This is a genomic window from Demequina phytophila (assembly GCF_000971135.1).
Lineage (GTDB): Bacteria > Actinomycetota > Actinomycetes > Actinomycetales > Demequinaceae > Demequina > Demequina phytophila.
The window spans coordinates 141,459-158,755 of sequence record NZ_BBLW01000001.1 but is presented as its reverse complement, the minus strand read 5'-3'; the positions used below and the strand labels follow the sequence as shown (position 1 = coordinate 158,755).

Here is a 17,297-nt window from a genome sequence, read left to right as displayed (position 1 = left end):
AACCTAGCAGGGGTGTCAGTCGGACGATGCGTCGGCCGGGTTCGCGGCAAGGGCCGCCTCGATCCGCGCGAGCGCGGTCGCCTGGTTGCGCGCGACCTGCTCCACCATGAGCACCACCACGAACAGCGGCACCTGCGCGATGGCCGCGAGGAAGAAGGTGGGGATGAAGGTGTTGCCGCCGTCGCCGCCCTCCTGCGCGGTGGCGATGAACGCCATCACGAACGCGAAGCCGAGGACCCAGACGACGAAGAACGTGCGGTACGAGCTCAGGTTGTCCATGCGCTCATCCTGGCGCGGGCGACGTGCCCGGTAAACCCCGATGTTCCCGGGTCGTTGTCAGGCGGCGGGCGCCGGCGCGAGGCGCGGCGTGTGCTCGCGCAGCACGCGGGCGCCCACGGCGGCGCCGAAGTCCGCGGCGTCCGCGTCCACGAGTGCGGTGGCGAGCCGCTCGAGCTCGCGGTCGACCAGGTCCGCGAACGCCGGGTGGGCGAGGAAGCGGTCCGCGAGCGCGCGGGCACCGGACGCGTCGCCCAGGCCGGAGCGGTCGCCGATCGCGACGTCGAGCGCCCAGTCCACGACCGCGAGGCGGCTGGTCGCGGGGTCGTAGCAGACGTAGGCGTGGCTGCATGGGGTCGCGGGCGCGTCGTAGTTGTCGACGATCTCCTGGAAGGCCAGGTAGGTCGCGAACGCCTCGACGTCGAGCGCGCCACGCAACGTCGCCGCGAAGGCGGCGTCGTCGGCGCGCTCCAGCGAGGCGAGGATGTCGGTGACGGAGTCGGTGGTGGTCATGCCCCTCATCCCATCAACGGACCCTGAGAGCCGCCTGAGAGCGGGCCGCGCGTTGCCAGGGAGCGCGCGGCGCGTGGGGGCAGGTCAGCGGTACCCCATCGCGCGGCGCGCGTTCACGTTGCGCACCTGCGACGGGATGGTGAAGAGGTCGACGATCCACCCGATGAGGAAGAGCCCGCCGGTGAGCAGCCACAGGATCCCGCGGCCGACCTTCCCCATGTAGAAGTGGTGCACCCCGAACACTCCGAGGAAGAACCACAGGATGTACGTGATGGCGGTGTCCTTGGGAGGGAGCATCGGTGCCGGGTCGGTCATGGTGGGCTCCAGGAGAGGTGGCGGGGGACCTTCCTCGAGCCTAGTCAGCCGCGGCTCACCGCGACATGGGGAGGGCCCTGAGCGTGCAAAGACCCCCGCCGCCTCGTGGGCGACGGGGGTTCCTCCCCGGATGGGGTGCCGGCGGCCTGCGCCGGCCTCACGCGATCAGCGCGAGAAGATCGAGCCGAAGATCGAGCCGAAGGAGCCCGAGTTCGCGCTGCCCTGGTCGCAGGTGCAGCGCTGGTCCTGGGGGACACCGGCGAGCGCCTGGTCGACGTGCTGGCCGCAGCCGGTCCACGTGGGCTTGCCGCACTGGCTGCAGGTGATCCGAGAGCACATAGGGGTTTCTCCTGACGTAGGGTCGCTTTCCGCCATCCAGTATGCATACCCCTGGGGGTATGTGTCAACACGGGTTGTTGGTACGGTCGGGGGCATGGCCGACAACGCGACGGAGCAGCAGGACCAGTCGATCGGACGCATCGTCATGCAGGCGCCCGTCGCCGCGATCCTCGCGGCCGCCACCCCATGGTCGCACGTGCGCGCGATGGTCCCCGAGGACATCCCGTGGCTCGCGGGCGCCGTGTGGGACGCCTACCCGCATCGCGGGCCGTACCAGCCCACGTGGGACGAGGTGGTCGCGGAGACCCAGGGCATGTTCAAGAACGCCGCCGGCGACTTCATGCCCGTCGCCTCGCCCGTGGGCCTCGCCGAGGACGGCTCCATCGCCGGCGCCGTCACCGTGGTGCAGCGCTGCACCCTGCGCGACGACCTCCCCGACAGCCCGTACGTGCTCGACTGCATCAGCCTCCCCGACCACCGGCGACGGGGGGTCGCGGCGGGACTGCTCGCCGCATCGTCCCGTGCGCTCAAGGCCGTGGGGGAGACCCACCTCGCCCTCACGGTCGACGTCGACAACGCGCCCGCGAGGGCGCTGTACGAGAAGCTGGGATTCGTCGAGCTCATGCGCCGCTAGCGTGGACCCATGGGATTCCTGTCGAAGGTGTTCGGGGGCCGCAAGCGCGTCGATCCGCACGACCTGTGGGCCGAGGACCAGGAGCAGCTTGACGCGCTCGCCGCGCGCGGCGGCGACCCGACGGCGCCGCGCGAGTCCGAGTTCTTCGTCTCGTTCACGTCGGACGTGAAGGCCAAGGCCGCCGCGGACGAGCTGCGGTCTCAGCGCGTCAACCACGAGCTGGTCGAGCCCAGCCACGACATCCCCGAATGGATGCTGTTCGTGCGCGCGTACCGGACGCCGCTGGTGCCCGACTTCCTGCGCGAGCGCGTGGACCTGTGCGAGGACATCGCCTCCCGGTACGGCGGCGAGTACGAGGGCTGGGCCGGCCTCCTCACCGACAAGGAGAAGGGCCTGTAGTGGGCTACCGGCTGCGACGCTGGACCGACGCGGACCTGCCCGTGCTCGAGGCGGCCAACGCGCCCGCGATGATGGAGCACCTCGCGGGTCCCGAGACGCCGGCGCGCGTCGCGCGCCGCCACGAGCAGTACGTGCGCGGCTGGGACGCCGGGCGCCCACGCATGTTCACCATCCGGAGGGACGATGCGCCGGTCGCGGTCGGCTCGATCGGCTGGTGGGAGTCGGAGTGGGCGGGGGAGCCCTGCCTGGAGATCGGGTGGATGGTGCTGCCCGAGTTCCAGCGCCGGGGCGTCGCGACCGCGGGCGTGCGCCTGGTGATCGAGGACGCGCGCGAGCATGGGCCGCTGCCGCTGCTCATGGCCTGCCCGAACGTCGACAACGCCGCCTCGAACGCGCTGTGCCGGACGGTGGGGTTCCAGTTCCGCGCGGAGCTGCGCGAGGACTATCGCGGCGTCCCCATGACCCTCAACGTGTGGACATACGACCTCGGGGTTGCTCCGTGAGTGCGGTGACGGGACCGGACGGCTCGGCGCTCCCGCCGCATGCGGTCCGCAAGCTCGAGAACCGGGCGTGGCGGTGGAAGACGTCCTGGTGGATCCTTCCGCCGCTCGTGTCGCTCGGGGTGCTGTGCTGGGTCGGCTTCTTCTGGGCCGGCATCAAGACGGCCAAGGCCAAGTACTACGTGTCGGGCGGGATCTGGCTGGTGATCTCGCTGCTCGTGATCGTGCTGCCGCCCGGCGGTCACACCGCGATCATCGCGATGGCGTGCTTCTCGCTCGCGACCGCGCAGGCCGTGGTGATGAACCGGCGTTACCTCATCGAGCGGGCGACGCTGGATCTGTAGGGGCGCTCAGGCGACGGGCGGGTCATCCCGGGCCACCGCATCGTTCCTGATGCCCGCCCAGCTGATGGTGCCGGCGACCACCATGAAGATGCCGGTGACGATGGTGGCGCGGCGGAAGCCGTCGAGGTCCAGCACGCCCCCGACGATCGTGCCGATCAGCGCGATCGCCACCAGGCCCGCGATGCGGGCGACCGCGTTGTTGACGGCGCTCGCGATGCCGGAGCGGGCCGTCTCGATCGCGCCCAGGATGGCCGAGGTGAGCGGCGCGACCATGAGGGTGAGTCCGACGCCGAACACGACGATGCCGGGCAGCACCTGGGTCCAGTAGTCGAAGTCGTCGGACACGGCGACGAGCATGAACGAGCCCACACCCATCGTCAGCGGACCCACCGTCATGAAGAGGCGCGGGCCGTAGCGCCCGCCCCAGGCGCCCACGCGCGAGCTCCCGAGGATGAGGATCACGGTCGCGGGCAGGCTCGCGAGGCCGGCCGCGGTCGCGGTGAGCCCCGCGCCCTGCTGCAGGTACACGCTCACGATGAACCCGTTGAGCGCGAGCGCCCCGTACGCGAACCACGTGGTGAGGTTGCCCCACGCGAAGTTGCGGGCCCTGAAGAGGCTCAGCGGCAGCATCGGGTCGGGGATGACGGACTGGCGCCAGAGGAACGCGGCGAGGCAGGCGACGCCGCCGATCGCCGAGCCGACGATGGCGGGGTGGTCCCAGCCGAGGTGCGGCTGCTCGACGAGCGCGTAGACGGCGGCGCCGAGGCCGATCGCGCACAGCGCCGCGCCGAGGTAGTCGACGGTCGCGCCGGGCCGGCGCACGTCCTGGTGACCCTGCGTCGTGAGCCGCGCGACCAGGAAAAGAGTGACGGCGATCGGGACCACGTTGATGCCGAACGCCCAGCGCCATGACGCGTAGTCGGTGAGGACGCCGCCCAGCAGGGGGCCCGCGACGAACGCGGCGGTGGTCGCTCCCGTCCACGTGCCGATCGCCTTCGCCTGGGCGGCGCCGCGGAACGCGCTCATGATGAGCGCGAGGCTCGAAGGCACCAGGAGCGCCCCGGCGACGCCTTGCGCGAAGCGCGCTCCGATCAGCACGCCGCCTGTGGGAGCGAGCGCGATGACCAGGGACATCGCTCCGAAGCCGATCAGCCCGACGGTCAGCACCCGGAGGCGCCCGAACGTGTCGGAGAGGGACCCCGCCACCAGGATCAGTGCGCCCAGCGTGATGAGGTAGGCGTCCGTGACCCACTGCATCAGCGCGATGCCCCCGCCGAGGTCGTCGGCGATCGCGGGCAGCGCGACGGTGACGATGCTGCCGTCGAGGAACGCGACGAAGCTGCCGAGGATCGCGATCCACAGGACCGTGGCCTGCGCGGCGGTCGCGCGCGGGGGTGCGGGATCGGGAGCCGGGGCGTCAGGTGCCGGGGTGTCGGCCATGGGTTCAGGTTAGGTCGCCGTTGACGGTTGAGGCCGGGTGTCGCATGGTGGAGGAACCATGCGACAGCCCAGCGAGTCCGCGACCGACCTGCCCGACGCCGCCGCGTCGCCCGAGGCGGTGCCCGCGGCACGGGCCGCGCGCCATGCGGCGCACCTGCGCGCGATCGCGGACGCGGCCGGCGAGGTGACGTCCGCGTACGAGCGCCTCACCGAGACGGTCGCCGATGCGCGCGCCGCGGGCGAGCCGTGGTCCGTGATCGGGGCGGCGCTGGGGACGTCGGGCGCGGACGCGCGTCGGCGGTTCGGGTCCGCCGAGGTCGGCGACTCCGACTAGGACGCCGTCGCCGAGCGCTGCCGGGTGCGGTGGCCCCGCCTAGGACGCCCGGCGTGCGGTGGGCGCCTCGCGCAGCGCGAACCAGTGGGTCGCGCGCAGACGTGCCTGGTCGGTGAGCACGGTCCACGCCTGCGGGACGTCGCCGCGCTCGCGGATGGCGCGGTCGAGGTAGTCGCGCAGCAGCCACACGTCCGCCGGGTCGGCTGCCGGGCCCACCCGGAGGGTCTCCTTGAGGCGGCGCTCGCTGAAGCTGAGGTCCTCGAGCACCTGCTCACGGGAGATTCCCGCGCGCTCGAGGTTGGCGGTGAGCTCCACCCCGGTACGGGCGACCTCGGTCCGGTTGAGCGACATGCATGCTCCTTCTTCTGGTCGGCGTCGTTGCCGACTGCTCGCGTTGAGCCCTACGAGGATGACACCACTTCCGGCGGCTCCTGACCAGATCTGTGGAGAGTCCTGGAAAATACGGGTGCGGTGGCTGGCGGCGGACCTCGTGTCGCCACGCTCGCCGTTTTCATGCACTCTCGCGGGATAGCCGGTCTCGCCGGAGCGGTCTGCGGCCTCGTCGGTGCGGTCGGCGGGGCTCCGCGCGGCACCGCATTATCCGCGCAGCTCCTTTACCAGGGGTGTTGTCGACGTCGTCGGCGCGACGTGCGCGCCGACGTCCGCCCGTTCCCCGCTGAAGGTGCATGAAAGCGGCGAGGGGCGCGCGTGGACCCTCGCCTTCACGCGTCGCGCACGGGCGCCGACGGTGCGGCGCGGGCGCGTGCCGGCGCGCCGGTACCCTTCTCGCACACGCGGCTCACGCGCAACGAGAGGACCGAGGTGGCGAAGCTCTACTTCCGATACGGGGCGATGAACTCGTCCAAGACGGCGCTGCTGCTCACCGCGGCCTACAACTACGAGGAGCGCGCGCAGCACCCCGTCATCGTGAAGCCGGGGACCGACACCAAGGCGGGCGAGGCGGTGTCCTCGCGGATCGGCGTCGAGCGTGCCGTCGACGTGCTGCTGCCGGCGGACGCGTCGCTCGAGGCGGAACTGCGCGCGCATCGTCCGTTCGACCAGATCGACGCGATCTTCATCGACGAGGCGCAGTTCCTCACGCCCGCCCAGGTCGACGAGGCATTCGTCATCGCCGTTCAGCACGGCATCCCCGTGCTCTGCTACGGGCTGCGCGGCGACTTCATGACGCGGTCCTTCCCCGGGTCGCTCCGCCTGCTCGAGATCGCGCACTCGATCGAGGAGCTCAAGACCATCTGCCGCTGCGGATCGAAGGCGATCTTCAACGGCCGCGTGGTCGGCGGCGTGTTCGTCAGCCACGGCGAGCAGGTCGCGATCGACGGCCAGCAGGCCGACTACGAGTCGCTCTGCGGTCGCTGCTACCTCGAGAAGGTGGGCCCCGTGCAGGCCGCCGGCGTCCCCGAGCAGGAGCGCCCGGCGCTGTTCTGACCGCGCTTCAGTCCTGGTCGCGGGGGACGATGCGTCGCTCGCCCACCTGCACCGGCACCTGCCAGCGGTTGGTCGCCGGAGGCATCACGCACACGAAGTGCGGGGAGAAGCGGCTGGGCGGCAGGTAGGCGCGGTTGAGGTCGACCGTCACGAGGCCGTCGGGGCCGGGTGCGGGGATGCGGATCATGCGGAACTCGTACGAGGAGTCCCGGTCTGCACTGCTGGTGTCGGAGAACGCTGCGAAGAGGTCGTCGCCGGAGCGATGGACCAGGAGCTCGAGCTCGGTGCCGGCAAGGGTGAACCTCACGGTGCCGTCGTAGACGGTCATCGAGAGGTAGCCGTCGACGGCGCGCGTGGGCGTCGGGTCGGCGGGCGTGGCGTCGAAGCGGCCCGGGATGGCCAGTGCGGGGTCGTGGGGGTAGCGCTCGATGAACTCGAGCCCTTTGTGGTCGGGGCGCGCGGGGTCGTATATGCGCAGGGCGACTTGACCCTCGCGTTCGAAGCGGCGCAGCAGGAGCGAGCTGAGGGTGGCCTCGGCCGGGACGCCAGGGTCCGCTCCCGTGGTGAGCCACACGGTGCCGGCGAGCGTCGCGAGGCCGTGCGGGCCGAAGGCGGCCGCGTCCCGCGCGGCGCACCACTCGGCGTAGTCGGCGGCGGCGGGCGGTGCGGGTGAGGTGGGTCCGGTCACGGAAGCCATGGTCGCACCCGCGTCCGACACCGGATCCGGAGCAAATTGAAACATTGCTGTAATCCATGGTTGCCAAAAGATGGATAGCGTCCCCCTATGGAAGGCGCGAACGGCCCCGAGATCGAGTCCCTCACGAGGGTCATCGACCTCCATTCGCTGCGCATCCTGGTCGCCATCGACGAGCACGGCTCGATCTCCGCGGCGGCCCGCGCGCTGGGCTACAGCCAGCCGACCATCACCCAGCACGTGCAGCGGCTCGAGGAGCGGCTGGGCGCCCCGCTCGTCGCGAGGACGGCACGTGCGGCGCGCCTCACGCCCGTGGGCGCACTGCTCGCGCGCCACGCCCCGCGTATCGACGCGAGCCTCACGGCGGCCGCGACGGAGCTCGCCCGCGCGCTCGGCCAGCGCGGCGGGCTGGTGCGGCTGGTGGCGACCCCCGACCAGGTGGGGCCGGTGCTCGCGCCCGCCGCCACGCGGCTCGCCCGCCTGCAGCCTCACCTCGAGGTCGCGATCCTCGAGGCGCCCGACGCGGACGCCGCGCTCGACATGGTCCGTGGCGGCCGCGCCGACATCGCCGTCACCCCGACCCCGCTCGACCCGCGCGAGCGCGCGCGCGCCACCGGGCTGCGCACGTCCTTCCTGTTCGCGGAGGAGGTCATCGCGGTCACGGCGACGGACGTGCCCGCGACGGACGGCCGCATCGACCCCGCGGCGCTCGCGGATACCCCCTGGATCGCAGGCGCCGGCACGTGCACCTCGACCGTCGCGGGCCGCCTGGGTCGGGGCGCGGGCGCGCACGATATCGCGGTGAGCCGCCCGGAGACCGCCGTCGCGCTCGCGGCGCACGCACGCGGCACGGCGTTCGTGGTCGAATCCGCGCTCGAGGGCGCGACCCTCCCGTCCACGGTTCGCGCGCTGGGCCTCGCGCCCGCGATCCGCCGCCGCACCACCGCCGCCACGCTCGCCGAGGCGGCCCAGATCCCTGGAGTGGTGGCCGCGCTGCGCGTGCTCGCCGCGCACCAGCCCTCACCCGTCGGCGTCGAGGCCATCCTCGATGCGCGCCGCCGCACCACCGCTCACCGGGCGCGCTTCGCGTCCCTGGGACCCACCCACACCGAGGAGAACACCATGGCACTCACGTCCGGAGCCGTCGCCCGCACCGCGGCGGCCACCGTCGCCGGCGCGCTGGCGCTCGCCGGCTGCACCGCATCGTCCGATCCGGACACCTCGTCCTCGGCTCCGGCCCCGGCCGAGGTGGGCACGGACACCGGCGAGGAGATCGAGTCGATCACCGTCGCGCTGCCGGGCTCGCTGTCGAGCCTCTACGTGGGCGCCGAGTCCGGCATCCTCAACTACTACATCGCCTCGGTCGCGCAGGAGGGCCTGGTCACCATCGACGCGGACGGCGCGATCCAGCCCGGCCTCGCAGAGAGCTGGGAGCAGACCGACGAGGTCACCTACGTCTACGAGCTCCGGGACGACGCGCAGTTCCAGGACGGCACGCCCGTCACCGCCGAGGACGTGGTCTTCAGCCTCGACATGGCGCGCGACGAGACGGCCTCGCCCGGCCTCGCCTACTACATGACCGGCATCGACACCATCGAGCAGACCGGCGACTCCGAGGTCACCATCACCCTCAATGCCCCCGACGCGGCCTTCGCGGCGAACATGTCGACCGCGGGCGCCGCGTTCATCACCTCGAAGGCGTTCTGGGAGGCCAACTCCGGCGACGTCGGCACGTCCGACTCGCTGCTGCTCGGCACCGGCCCCTACCAGGTCACCGAGTTCGTGCCCGACTCGCACGTCACCTTCGAGCGGGTCGACACGTGGTGGGGCGAGCTGCCCAAGGTCAAGGAGATCCGCGTCGACTTCGTCGCCGACGAGTCCACGCGGCTGCTGGCCGCCCAGTCCGGCGACGTCGACATCGCGTTCAACGTGCCGTTCTCGCAGGCCGAGCAGTGGGAGTCGCTGTCCGACATGCGCGTCGAGTACGTCAACGACCTCTCCTATGTGGGCCTGTACTTCAACACCGGGGTCGCGCCGTTCGACGACCCGAAGGTGCGCGAGGCCATCGCCCACGCGGTCAACCGCGACGCGTACGTCGACACCCTCCTCAAGGGCCACGGCGAGGCCGCGACCGCGATCATGACGCCCGAGTCGCTCGGCAGCGTGTACTCCGCGGACGAGGCGCGCGAGATCCTCGCCGGCATCCCCCAGTGGGACTACTCGCTGGACGCGGCACGCGAAGCCCTCGCGGCATCGTCCGTCCCTGACGGCTTCACCACCGAGCTGCTCACTCCCAACACGGGCCCGCAGCTGGGCACCGCGGCCCAGGCGCTCGCGCAGGACCTCGCCGAGGTGGGCATCACGCTCAACGTGCGCGAGGTGCCCATCGAGGAGTGGCTCGCGAGCCTCGACCCGAGCTCCGAGTACGGCCTCAACTACATGTGGTACTTCTCGACGCTCGGCGACCCGGCGGAGATCCCGTCCTACCTCATCGGCGCGGGCAACCCCGCGCAGTACGACAACCAGGAGGTCCTGGACCTCCTCGCCGAGGTGGGCGCGGAGAACGACCCGGCCGCGCGCATCGACCTGCTGGTCGAGGCGGAGACCCTCCAGGCCGAGGACGCCATCAACATCCCGCTGTGGTGGGGCCAGTCCGCGACCGGCTTCGCCAACGACCTGGGCGTGAACGACTACAGCGCGTTCACGTTCGTCTCCACCTGGCCCGCCCAGCTGTACAGGGCAGGCTGACGTTGTCGATCGCTGACACCCGAGCACGCGCCTCGCGCCTGCGGCCCCTGGGCCGCATGGTCGCGGTGCGCGTGCTCGGCGTGCTCGGGGTGCTGTTCGTGCTGTCGATCCTGGTGTTCGCGATGATGTACCTCGCGCCCGGGGACATCGTGAAGAACCTGCTGGGCAACCGACCCACCAACCCCGACGTGATCGCCGCGGTGCGCGAGCAGTACCGTCTGGACGACCCGGTGGTGATCCAGTACCTCTCGTGGCTCAAGGGGTTCGTGACGGGTGACCTGGGGATGTCGATCCGCCTGCAGCAGCCGGTCGCGGACGCGATCGGCGACCGCGTGGGCATCACGCTCGCGCTGTGCCTGCTGGCGTTCGTGGTCGCGGTGATCTCCGCGGTGCCGCTGGGCGTGCGCTCCGCCGTCAAGGCGGGCGGCTGGGTGGACCGCACCGGCAACGCGATGTCGATCCTGGGGCTGAGCGCCCCCACGTTCGCCGTGGGCCTGCTGCTGCTCTACGTGTTCGCGTACTACCTGCCGATCTTCCCGGTCTACGGGGGCGGCGACGGCGGCGTCGACACCCTCAGGCACCTGGTGCTGCCCGCGGTGACGCTCGCGCTGGGGCTCGGCGCGATCATCGTCAAGCTCACCCGCACCGCGATGCTGCGCGAGCTCGAGTCCGACTACGTTACGTTCGCCCGCTCGCGCGGCCTGGGGGAGCGGCTGGTGCGGCGCATCGCGCTGCGCAACGCCGCGATCCCGATCGTCACGGGCGCCTCGCTGGTGCTCACCTTCCTGGTGGGCGGCACCGTGCTCGCCGAGACCACGTACGCGCTGCCCGGACTGGGCACCCTGCTGCAGGACTCGGTGCTGTTCAAGGACATCGCCGTGGTGCAGTCGCTCACGCTGCTGGTCGCCGTGGTGATCGCCGCGATCGCGCTCATCGCGGACCTCACGTACATCCTGCTCGACCCGCGCGTGCGCCGTCAGATGGGAGCCGCGTCATGAGCGACATCCGCGTGATCGGCGTCGCGCCCGTCCGGCGCCGTCGCCGACGCCTGCCCATCGGGGTCGCGATCGCGCTCGGAGTGCTCGCGCTGGCCGTCCTCGCCGCGGCGTTCGGGAAGCTGATCTTCCCCGACGCGATGCACCAGGACATCCTCGCCTCCACGCTGCCGCCGGGCTCGCCCGGGCATCCGCTGGGCACCGACGAGCTGGGGCGCGACATCCTCCAGATGGCCGTCGCCGGCACCGCGTCGGCCCTGGTGGGACCGGTGATCGTGGCGATCGGCTCGATGCTGCTGGGCGTGGTGATGGGCACGCTCGCCGGCTACGAGCGGGGCTGGCTCGACACCCTGATCTCGCGCTGGACCGACCTGCTGCTCGCCGTGCCCGTCCTGCTCGCCGCGATCGTGGTCTCGGGCGTGATGGGCGGCGGCTACTGGGTGACGGTCGCGCTGCTCATCGTGCTGTTCTCGCCGTCCGACATCCGGATCGTCCGCGCCGGCGTGCTCGAGCAGTCCGCGCGGCCCTACATCGAGGCGGCCCAGATGCTGTCCCTGTCCCGCTGGCGCGTGATGTTCCGGCACATCCTGCCCAACGTCACCTCGCTGGTGGTCACCAACATGATGCTCAACGTCGCGTTCGCGCTCGTCGCGTTCTCGTCGCTGTCCTTCCTGGGCGTGGGCGTCGCGCCCGGCACCGCCGACTGGGGCCGCCAGCTCACCGACGGCCGCGCCATCATGTTCCAGAACCCCGCCGCCGTGTTCGTGCCCGCGCTGCTGATCGTGGCGGTCGCGGTGTGCGTCAACCTCGTGGGCGACTGGATCGGGCAGCGGCTCTCGCAGGTGGGGGAGGAGGTCCGATGACGGTCCTGTTGTCCGCGCTCACCGTTCTCGGGCCATCCGGGACGATGGTGGAGCCCATCGACGCGGAGATCGCGCCCGGCGCGACGCTCGCGCTCATCGGCGAGTCCGGGTCCGGAAAGACCCTGACCGCCAAGTCCATCGTGGGCCTGCTGCCGCGCGGCTTCCGCGCGACCGGGGCGGTCTCCGTCGCCGGTCAGGACCTTCCGGTCACCCGGGCGGGGGACGATGCGGCGTGGCGGCGGGCGCGGGGACGTTCCGTCTCGCTGCTGCTCCAGGACCCGTTCACCTCCCTCACGCCCGTCCACCGGTGCGGCGATCAGATCGCGTGGACCATCGAGGCGGCGCAGGGGAGGCGGCTCACGCGGGGCGCGCGGCGGAAGGCCGTCGAGGAGAGGCTGGCCGAGGTCAACCTCCCGGCCCGCGTCGCTGACGCCTTCCCGCACGAGCTCTCGGGCGGGATGCGCCAACGCGTCGCGATCGCGGCGGCGCTCGCCTCGGATCCGCAGCTGCTCATCGCCGACGAGCCCACCACCGCGCTCGACGCGTCCAACCAGGCCGAGATCCTCGACCTGCTGCGCCGCATCCAGCTCGAGCGGCGCCTGTCCGTCATCCTCATCTCCCACGACCTGGGAGTGGTGAGGGGCCGCACCGACCAGGTGCTGGTGATGCGCGACGGCAAGGTCGTCGAGCGGGGCGCCACCGCCGCCGTGCTCGCGGCCCCGGAGCACCCGTACACGCGGGCGCTCATCGAGGCGGACCCGGTGGTGGCCGCCCGGACGGGGGCGCGGATCGCCGAGGAATCGGCGGACGGTTCCGCCGAGGTGGAGGCGCTGCTGGTGTGCGAGCGCGTCACCAAGGCCTTCGGCGCGCGCACCGTCCTCGACGCGGTGGATCTCAGCATCGCGCCTGGCGCGATCGTCGGCATCGTGGGGGAGTCGGGGTCCGGCAAGTCCACCCTGGCCCGGTGCATCGCCGGCCTCGAACGGGAGGACGCGGGAAGCATCGTCCTCGGGGGCGCCGCATTGGCTGCGGGGCGCGCGTCGCGCACGCCCGGCCAGATGCAGATCGTGTTCCAGGACCCGTACTCGTCGCTCAACCCGATGATGAGCATCGGAGCGATCCTCGCGGAGGCGCTGGGGGTGGCGGGACGGGAAGCGTCCGAGGTGCCCACGATGCTCGAGATGGTGGGGCTGCCCGCGGAGTTCGCGCGCAAGCGGCCCGCGGAGCTGTCCGGAGGTCAGCGCCAGCGGGTCGCGATCGCGCGGGCGCTCGCGCCCGAGCCGCGGCTGCTCATCTGCGACGAGTCGGTGTCCGCGCTCGACGTGTCGGTGCAGGCGGACATCCTGGCGCTGCTCGCGCGGCTCCGCGACGAGCTCGGCATCGCGATCCTCTTCATCTCGCATGACCTCGCGGTGGTGCGCATGATCGCGGACACGGTGACGGTCATGTGGGACGGCCGCGTGGTCGAGGCCGGGCCGTGCCACGAGGTGCTCGAGCACCCCGCCCACGAGTACACGAGGCTGCTGGTCGCGGCCGCGATGCGGGAGAACGCCGTGCCCGCCGACGGGAAGGACTGACGTGTCGGGATTCGGGACGCCGCCGGCGGGCTTCACGCCGGTGGCATTCGAGCAGTGGGGCGCCGAGCTCGCGGACGTGCTGGGCGAGGAGCGGACCGCGCGGTGGAACCTGCCGCGCTCCGCCTACCGGCCGGCGCTCGCGGTCCGGCGCGACGCGGACGGTGCGCCGCTCGCGGCGATGCTCACCAGCGGGAGGCCCGCAACGGCCGCCGTGAAGATCGTGGACCTGTGGTGGGCCGCGTCGGCGGCGGGGCTCGCCGCCGCGGAGGCGCTGGTCGACGGGCTGCTGGAGGAGCGGACGGTCGCCGGTGACGCCGCGGTGAAGTGGGAGGTCGCGCCGGGGCTCGCGTTGCCGCCGTTCGCGATCGCGCGGGGCTTCGCGCCGCTGCGTGAGCCGTGGGGCGCCAAGGGCACCGAGCGCTTCGCCGGCTACGTGCTATGGCTGCGCGACGTGCCGCACGAGGAGCTCGGCTATTACGCCCAGACCACGCTGTACACGTGCGGCGCGGTCGCGGGGCTCATGGCGGTCGAGTCCCGCGGCGTGGTGGGCTTCGCCGGTGCCGGCGGATCCGATCGCGACCGCGAGATCGGGTTCTGGCGCGAGGCGACCAACCATCCCGCGTGCGAGCCGGTGGGACTGGCGGTGCGGTTGCGCGAGGAGGTCGGGGCTTCCGCCGGCGGGGCACCAGACGGGGCACCCGTCGAGGTCGCGCTGGACCACGACGGACCGGTGCTGCTGGAGGACTACCAGGGGTTCGACTGGAACTACCGCGCGGAGCTGCAGGAGCACTCGGCGGCGCGGGCGGCGGCGCTGGGTGTGCCGGTGTCGCGGGCGCGGGTGTCGATGGAGGAGCTCGAGGTCCGGATCCGGGAGGGGTGGGTCGCGCTGCTCCTGGTCGACGAGGAGCCCATGCACGGCGTCACCGGCGCCCACTGGATCGTGGCGCACGCGGCCCGCGACGGGATGTTCCTGCTCGAGGACCCGTGGGTCGAGGACGTCGCCGGGGAGTCGTGGGTCGACACCCACGACATGCCGGTCGCGGCCGCGGACCTCGACCGGATGGTCCGGTGGGGTCCGGACGGTTACCGCGGGATCGTCTGGTTGCGGCGCGCGTAGCCGTCGAGAGCGTTCAGCCCTCGCGCGTCTCCATCGCGTGGAGGTAGGGCCGCGCCTGCACGATGCGCCGGCGGGTGAACGGGTGCCCGCCGGTCGCGCTCCGGATCAGGTGGGGGCGCGCCCACTGGGCGGCGTGCCGTGCGCACAGCACGGAGGCGTTCGCGAGCGTGGGGTCGGTGCGGTCGTGCACCACCCAGAGGTCGTCGACGCTGATCGGCACGGCCGACGGCGGGCAGTCCGCGCACGCCGCGGCGTCGCGCACGGCGTCGGCGTGCGCGAGGATCTGCGCATAGCTGTCGAGGCTCAGTGCGGGTGCGTGCTCGTGAAGGTCGGTCATGATGCTGCCTGGTAGTCGGGATCCGGGGAAGCAACAAGGTTATGTGGCACCAAGTGCCGATGCGAGGGGCCTTCGTCCTGATCTCCGAGGCCCCGGCACGACGCGGGAAGCCGCGAGGCGTCAGACCGCGACGTGCCCCGAGCGCGACCAGTCGGCGGCGTGCCGCGCGCACAGCAGCGACATGCCGCTGAGGTCGTGGCCGGTGCGGTCGTGGACGATCCACAGGGCGTCGGTCCGGACCGGGTGGGACGCGGCACCGCATGCGCTGCAGGTGCCGGTCGCCCGGACCACGCCCGCGAGGGCAAGGAGGTCCGCATAGTTGTCGAGGCTCAAGAGGCGCTCGGGGGTGTCGATCATGGGCCCGCACTCCGTACGTCGTTGTCTTCGTGGGCGCCCCCACGGTAGCGCCGGCGCGAGGCGCCTCCGGGGGCCCTTGGTCCCGCGCCGGCCACGCGACTACGAGGCGAGCGCGATGTGGCCCGTGTCCGACCACTCCGCCGCGTGACGCACGCAGAGCAGGGCGGCGCCGCTGAGCTCCTCGCCGAGCGCGTCGTGCCCGATCCACAGCGCCTCGGTGCGCAGCGGCGGGGCGTCGGGTCCGCACGCCGAGCAGGGGGCGACGTCGCGGACGATGCCGGCGAGCGACAGCAGGTCGGCGTAGTTGTCGAGGCTCAGGTGGCGTTCACGGGGGTCGCTCATGGCGGGGTCTTCGCTCCGTCGGTGATGGCCCCCGCGGCGCGGGGGCGGGCATCGTTGCTCAACTCGCGACGAGTCCTCGCCATTCCCAAGTTTGCGTAAAGTCCCTGGATAACTTAGTCACACTGGGGGCAGCCGCCCGTGAGCGGCATCTGCATGAAGCAGGTGGGGCAGATCTCATGGGACGGTGCCTCCGCGCCCCGGCGCCCGGGGCGCCTGCTGGACCGGGCATCGTCCCTCCAGGCCGCGAGGTGGAGCGCGCAGTACAGGCGGCTGGAGCCGCGCTCGCTGCCCGATTGGCGGTACTTGATGACGGTCAGCCGCGCGGGCGGCAGGGGCTCGGAGTCGAGGCCGCACAGCGTGCAGCGCGCGGAGTCGCGGGTGGCGCCGGCGCGCTCGAGGAGCTCCGCATAGTCGTACGGGGTGTCGTAGTCGATGAGGTCGCGGACGTCGGTCATGGACGCTCGCCCTTTCGCGCGGGGCCCCGGGGGGTCGGGCCTCTGGGGGCAGGGTAGGTCGGGGGACGATGCGCGGGGAAGGGCGGTCGCGCGATGTTCACCCGCGCGCGGGTCGACTTGCGGTTGACAGCGCTGTCAGGCGGGTCGATACTCGCGGTGTGACAGCGCAGTCAACGGCGGGCCGAGCGGCCACGCGGAACCCCACGATGGCCGACGTCGCGCGCCTGGCCGGGGTCGCCCAGAAGACCGTCTCCCGCGTCATCAACCACGAGCCCAACGTCCGCGACGAGGTCCGCGCCCGCGTGTTCGCCGCCGTCGAGCAGGCCGGCTACCGCCCCAACGCTGCCGCCCGTGCGCTCGTGACTCAGCGCACCCGGACGCTCGGAGTGGTGACCATGTCGACCACGTTCCGCGGCCCGTCGGCGATCCTCGCCGGCGTCGAGGCGGCGGCGCGCGAGGCCGGCTACTCGATCGTGCTCACGCGCACCGCGACGGGCGACCCGCGGGCCATCTCCGAGGCGATGGACTCGCTCGTGGCGCGCGGCGTCGACGGGATCGTGATCCTCGAGCCCGCGGAGTCGACCGCGACCATCGGGCACGAGACGCCTGGTACCCCCGTGCTTGTGTTCGAGGACCGGCCGGGGGAGAGCCCCGAGTGGATCCACGTGGGCGCCGACGACGCCGGCGCGTGCCGCGAGGCCGTCGAGTACCTCCTCGGGCTGGGCCACCGCACCGTGCATCACGTCGCCGGGCCCGCGGGCTGGCGCACCTCGGACGCCCGCGCCGAGGGCTGGCGTGCCGCGCTGGAAGGCGCCCGGCGCATCGTCCCCCCGACCCTGGCCGGGGACTGGACCGCCGCGTCCGGGTACGCCGCCGGCGTCGCGCTGGGCGCGCAGCCCGACGTGACGGCGGTGTTCTGTGCGAACGACGACATGGCGATCGGCCTCATCCACGCGCTCGAGAGCCGCGGGCTGTCCGTGCCCGGCGACGTGAGCGTGGTGGGGATGGACGACTCCGACGTGTCCGCGTACCTCCACACCCCGCTCACCACGCTCGCGCAGGACTTCGACGCGATCGCCCGCGAGGGGGTGGCGCGCCTGCTCGACGAGGTCGAGGGGCGCGCGCCCGCGTCCCGTCGCGAGGCGGTGCCGGTCGAGCTGCGGGTGCGCGCGTCCACGGCGCCGCCGCCTGCCAACCGTCGGGAGGCGCGGTGACCGTGACGCCGGGCCACGCGAAGGCGGCGCCGCGTCGCCGACCGGGCCTGCGCATCGT

At 72.5% G+C, this 17,297-nt stretch carries 23 protein-coding genes; 12 read left to right on the top strand and 11 right to left on the bottom strand.

Features of this window, described 5'->3' with window-relative positions; genetic code table 11:
* Positions 1–15: 15 nt before the first annotated feature.
* The 4 genes from AOM01_RS00770 to AOM01_RS14540 form a co-directional block, all read right to left on the bottom strand.
* Entirely contained in the window at positions 16–279 is a 264-nt protein-coding gene (locus AOM01_RS00770) for a hypothetical protein (protein ID WP_062287575.1), read from the bottom strand.
* Positions 280–336: 57 nt separating this feature from the next.
* Positions 337–789, bottom strand: a complete 453-nt coding sequence (locus AOM01_RS00765; protein ID WP_062287573.1) for a CotH kinase family protein — start codon at positions 787–789, stop codon at positions 337–339.
* A gap of 84 nt (positions 790–873) precedes the next feature.
* Positions 874–1,104, bottom strand: a complete 231-nt coding sequence (locus AOM01_RS00760) for a TM2 domain-containing protein (protein ID WP_228374172.1) — start codon at positions 1,102–1,104, stop codon at positions 874–876.
* A gap of 165 nt (positions 1,105–1,269) precedes the next feature.
* The gene (locus AOM01_RS14540) at positions 1,270–1,443 is read right to left on the bottom strand and encodes a DUF8730 family Cys-rich protein (protein ID WP_169746488.1); all 174 of its coding nucleotides are present in this window, start codon (positions 1,441–1,443) and stop codon (positions 1,270–1,272) included.
* A 94-nt stretch (positions 1,444–1,537) separates the two neighbouring features.
* Between AOM01_RS14540 and AOM01_RS00755 the strand changes: the two genes are divergently transcribed.
* From AOM01_RS00755 to AOM01_RS00740, 4 genes are read left to right on the top strand one after another with little or no spacing between them, the layout of a single operon-like run.
* Positions 1,538–2,077: a GNAT family N-acetyltransferase gene (locus tag AOM01_RS00755; protein ID WP_062287570.1), complete on the top strand. Its 540-nt coding sequence runs from the start codon at positions 1,538–1,540 to the stop codon at positions 2,075–2,077.
* 9 nt (positions 2,078–2,086) lie between these two features.
* A complete protein-coding gene (locus tag AOM01_RS00750) occupies positions 2,087–2,476 on the top strand; it encodes a ribonuclease E inhibitor RraB (RefSeq protein WP_062287567.1) in 390 nt (129 codons plus the stop codon).
* Positions 2,476–2,979, top strand: coding sequence for a GNAT family N-acetyltransferase (locus AOM01_RS00745; RefSeq protein WP_062287562.1), 504 nt, complete (start codon positions 2,476–2,478; stop codon positions 2,977–2,979). Before AOM01_RS00750 ends, AOM01_RS00745 begins: the two co-directional genes overlap by 1 nt.
* Complete coding sequence (locus AOM01_RS00740; RefSeq protein WP_156155769.1) at positions 2,976–3,320, top strand: hypothetical protein; 345 nt, start codon at positions 2,976–2,978, stop codon at positions 3,318–3,320. Before AOM01_RS00745 ends, AOM01_RS00740 begins: the two co-directional genes overlap by 4 nt.
* A 6-nt stretch (positions 3,321–3,326) precedes the next feature.
* Here the strand turns inward: AOM01_RS00740 and AOM01_RS00735 are convergent, their stop codons facing one another.
* Complete coding sequence (locus AOM01_RS00735) at positions 3,327–4,760, bottom strand: MFS transporter (protein WP_082109862.1); 1,434 nt, start codon at positions 4,758–4,760, stop codon at positions 3,327–3,329.
* A 58-nt stretch (positions 4,761–4,818) separates the two neighbouring features.
* Here AOM01_RS00735 and AOM01_RS00730 point away from each other — a divergent pair, with 58 nt between their 5' ends.
* The gene (locus AOM01_RS00730; RefSeq protein ID WP_062287557.1) at positions 4,819–5,094 is read left to right on the top strand and encodes a hypothetical protein; all 276 of its coding nucleotides are present in this window, start codon (positions 4,819–4,821) and stop codon (positions 5,092–5,094) included.
* Positions 5,095–5,133: 39 nt separating this feature from the next.
* Here AOM01_RS00730 and AOM01_RS00725 read toward each other — a convergent pair whose 3' ends face one another.
* Entirely contained in the window at positions 5,134–5,445 is a 312-nt protein-coding gene (locus AOM01_RS00725) for a DUF2316 family protein (RefSeq protein WP_062287554.1), read from the bottom strand.
* Between the two features lie 471 nt (positions 5,446–5,916).
* Here AOM01_RS00725 and AOM01_RS00720 point away from each other — a divergent pair, with 471 nt between their 5' ends.
* On the top strand, positions 5,917–6,540 hold the full coding sequence (locus tag AOM01_RS00720; protein WP_062288539.1) for a thymidine kinase: 624 nt from the start codon (positions 5,917–5,919) through the stop codon (positions 6,538–6,540).
* 7 nt (positions 6,541–6,547) lie between these two features.
* Here AOM01_RS00720 and AOM01_RS00715 read toward each other — a convergent pair whose 3' ends face one another.
* Positions 6,548–7,237, bottom strand: a complete 690-nt coding sequence (locus tag AOM01_RS00715; protein ID WP_169746487.1) for a DUF1684 domain-containing protein — start codon at positions 7,235–7,237, stop codon at positions 6,548–6,550.
* Positions 7,238–7,324: 87 nt separating this feature from the next.
* Here AOM01_RS00715 and AOM01_RS00710 point away from each other — a divergent pair, with 87 nt between their 5' ends.
* Genes AOM01_RS00710 through AOM01_RS00690 form a run of 5 tightly spaced genes read left to right on the top strand, consistent with a single transcriptional unit; the run spans position 7,325 to position 14,534 of the window.
* On the top strand, positions 7,325–9,982 hold the full coding sequence (locus AOM01_RS00710; RefSeq protein WP_062287548.1) for an ABC transporter substrate-binding protein: 2,658 nt from the start codon (positions 7,325–7,327) through the stop codon (positions 9,980–9,982).
* Positions 9,983–9,984: 2 nt separating this feature from the next.
* Positions 9,985–10,980, top strand: coding sequence for an ABC transporter permease (locus AOM01_RS00705; protein ID WP_228374171.1), 996 nt, complete (start codon positions 9,985–9,987; stop codon positions 10,978–10,980).
* Positions 10,977–11,840 (top strand): ABC transporter permease, encoded by an 864-nt coding sequence (locus AOM01_RS00700; RefSeq protein ID WP_062287545.1) that lies wholly within the window; start codon positions 10,977–10,979, stop codon positions 11,838–11,840. The genes AOM01_RS00705 and AOM01_RS00700 overlap by 4 nt, the downstream gene beginning before the upstream one ends.
* Complete coding sequence (locus AOM01_RS00695; protein WP_062287542.1) at positions 11,837–13,417, top strand: ATP-binding cassette domain-containing protein; 1,581 nt, start codon at positions 11,837–11,839, stop codon at positions 13,415–13,417. The genes AOM01_RS00700 and AOM01_RS00695 overlap by 4 nt, the downstream gene beginning before the upstream one ends.
* 1 nt (position 13,418) lies before the next feature.
* Positions 13,419–14,534, top strand: coding sequence for a peptidase C39 family protein (locus AOM01_RS00690; protein WP_062287539.1), 1,116 nt, complete (start codon positions 13,419–13,421; stop codon positions 14,532–14,534).
* A gap of 13 nt (positions 14,535–14,547) precedes the next feature.
* Here the strand turns inward: AOM01_RS00690 and AOM01_RS00685 are convergent, their stop codons facing one another.
* The 4 genes from AOM01_RS00685 to AOM01_RS00670 all read right to left on the bottom strand — a co-directional run bounded on the left by AOM01_RS00685 (position 14,548) and on the right by AOM01_RS00670 (position 16,025).
* Positions 14,548–14,871 (bottom strand): hypothetical protein, encoded by a 324-nt coding sequence (locus tag AOM01_RS00685; protein WP_062287536.1) that lies wholly within the window; start codon positions 14,869–14,871, stop codon positions 14,548–14,550.
* 120 nt (positions 14,872–14,991) lie between these two features.
* Complete coding sequence (locus AOM01_RS00680; RefSeq protein ID WP_062287533.1) at positions 14,992–15,228, bottom strand: hypothetical protein; 237 nt, start codon at positions 15,226–15,228, stop codon at positions 14,992–14,994.
* A 99-nt stretch (positions 15,229–15,327) separates the two neighbouring features.
* Positions 15,328–15,570: a hypothetical protein gene (locus AOM01_RS00675; RefSeq protein ID WP_062287530.1), complete on the bottom strand. Its 243-nt coding sequence runs from the start codon at positions 15,568–15,570 to the stop codon at positions 15,328–15,330.
* A 113-nt stretch (positions 15,571–15,683) separates the two neighbouring features.
* On the bottom strand, positions 15,684–16,025 hold the full coding sequence (locus tag AOM01_RS00670) for a hypothetical protein (protein WP_062287527.1): 342 nt from the start codon (positions 16,023–16,025) through the stop codon (positions 15,684–15,686).
* Between the two features lie 206 nt (positions 16,026–16,231).
* On the opposite strand from AOM01_RS00670, the gene AOM01_RS00665 reads away from it, so the two are divergent.
* The gene (locus AOM01_RS00665) at positions 16,232–17,239 is read left to right on the top strand and encodes a LacI family DNA-binding transcriptional regulator (RefSeq protein WP_062287523.1); all 1,008 of its coding nucleotides are present in this window, start codon (positions 16,232–16,234) and stop codon (positions 17,237–17,239) included.
* Positions 17,240–17,297: the final 58 nt, after the last annotated feature.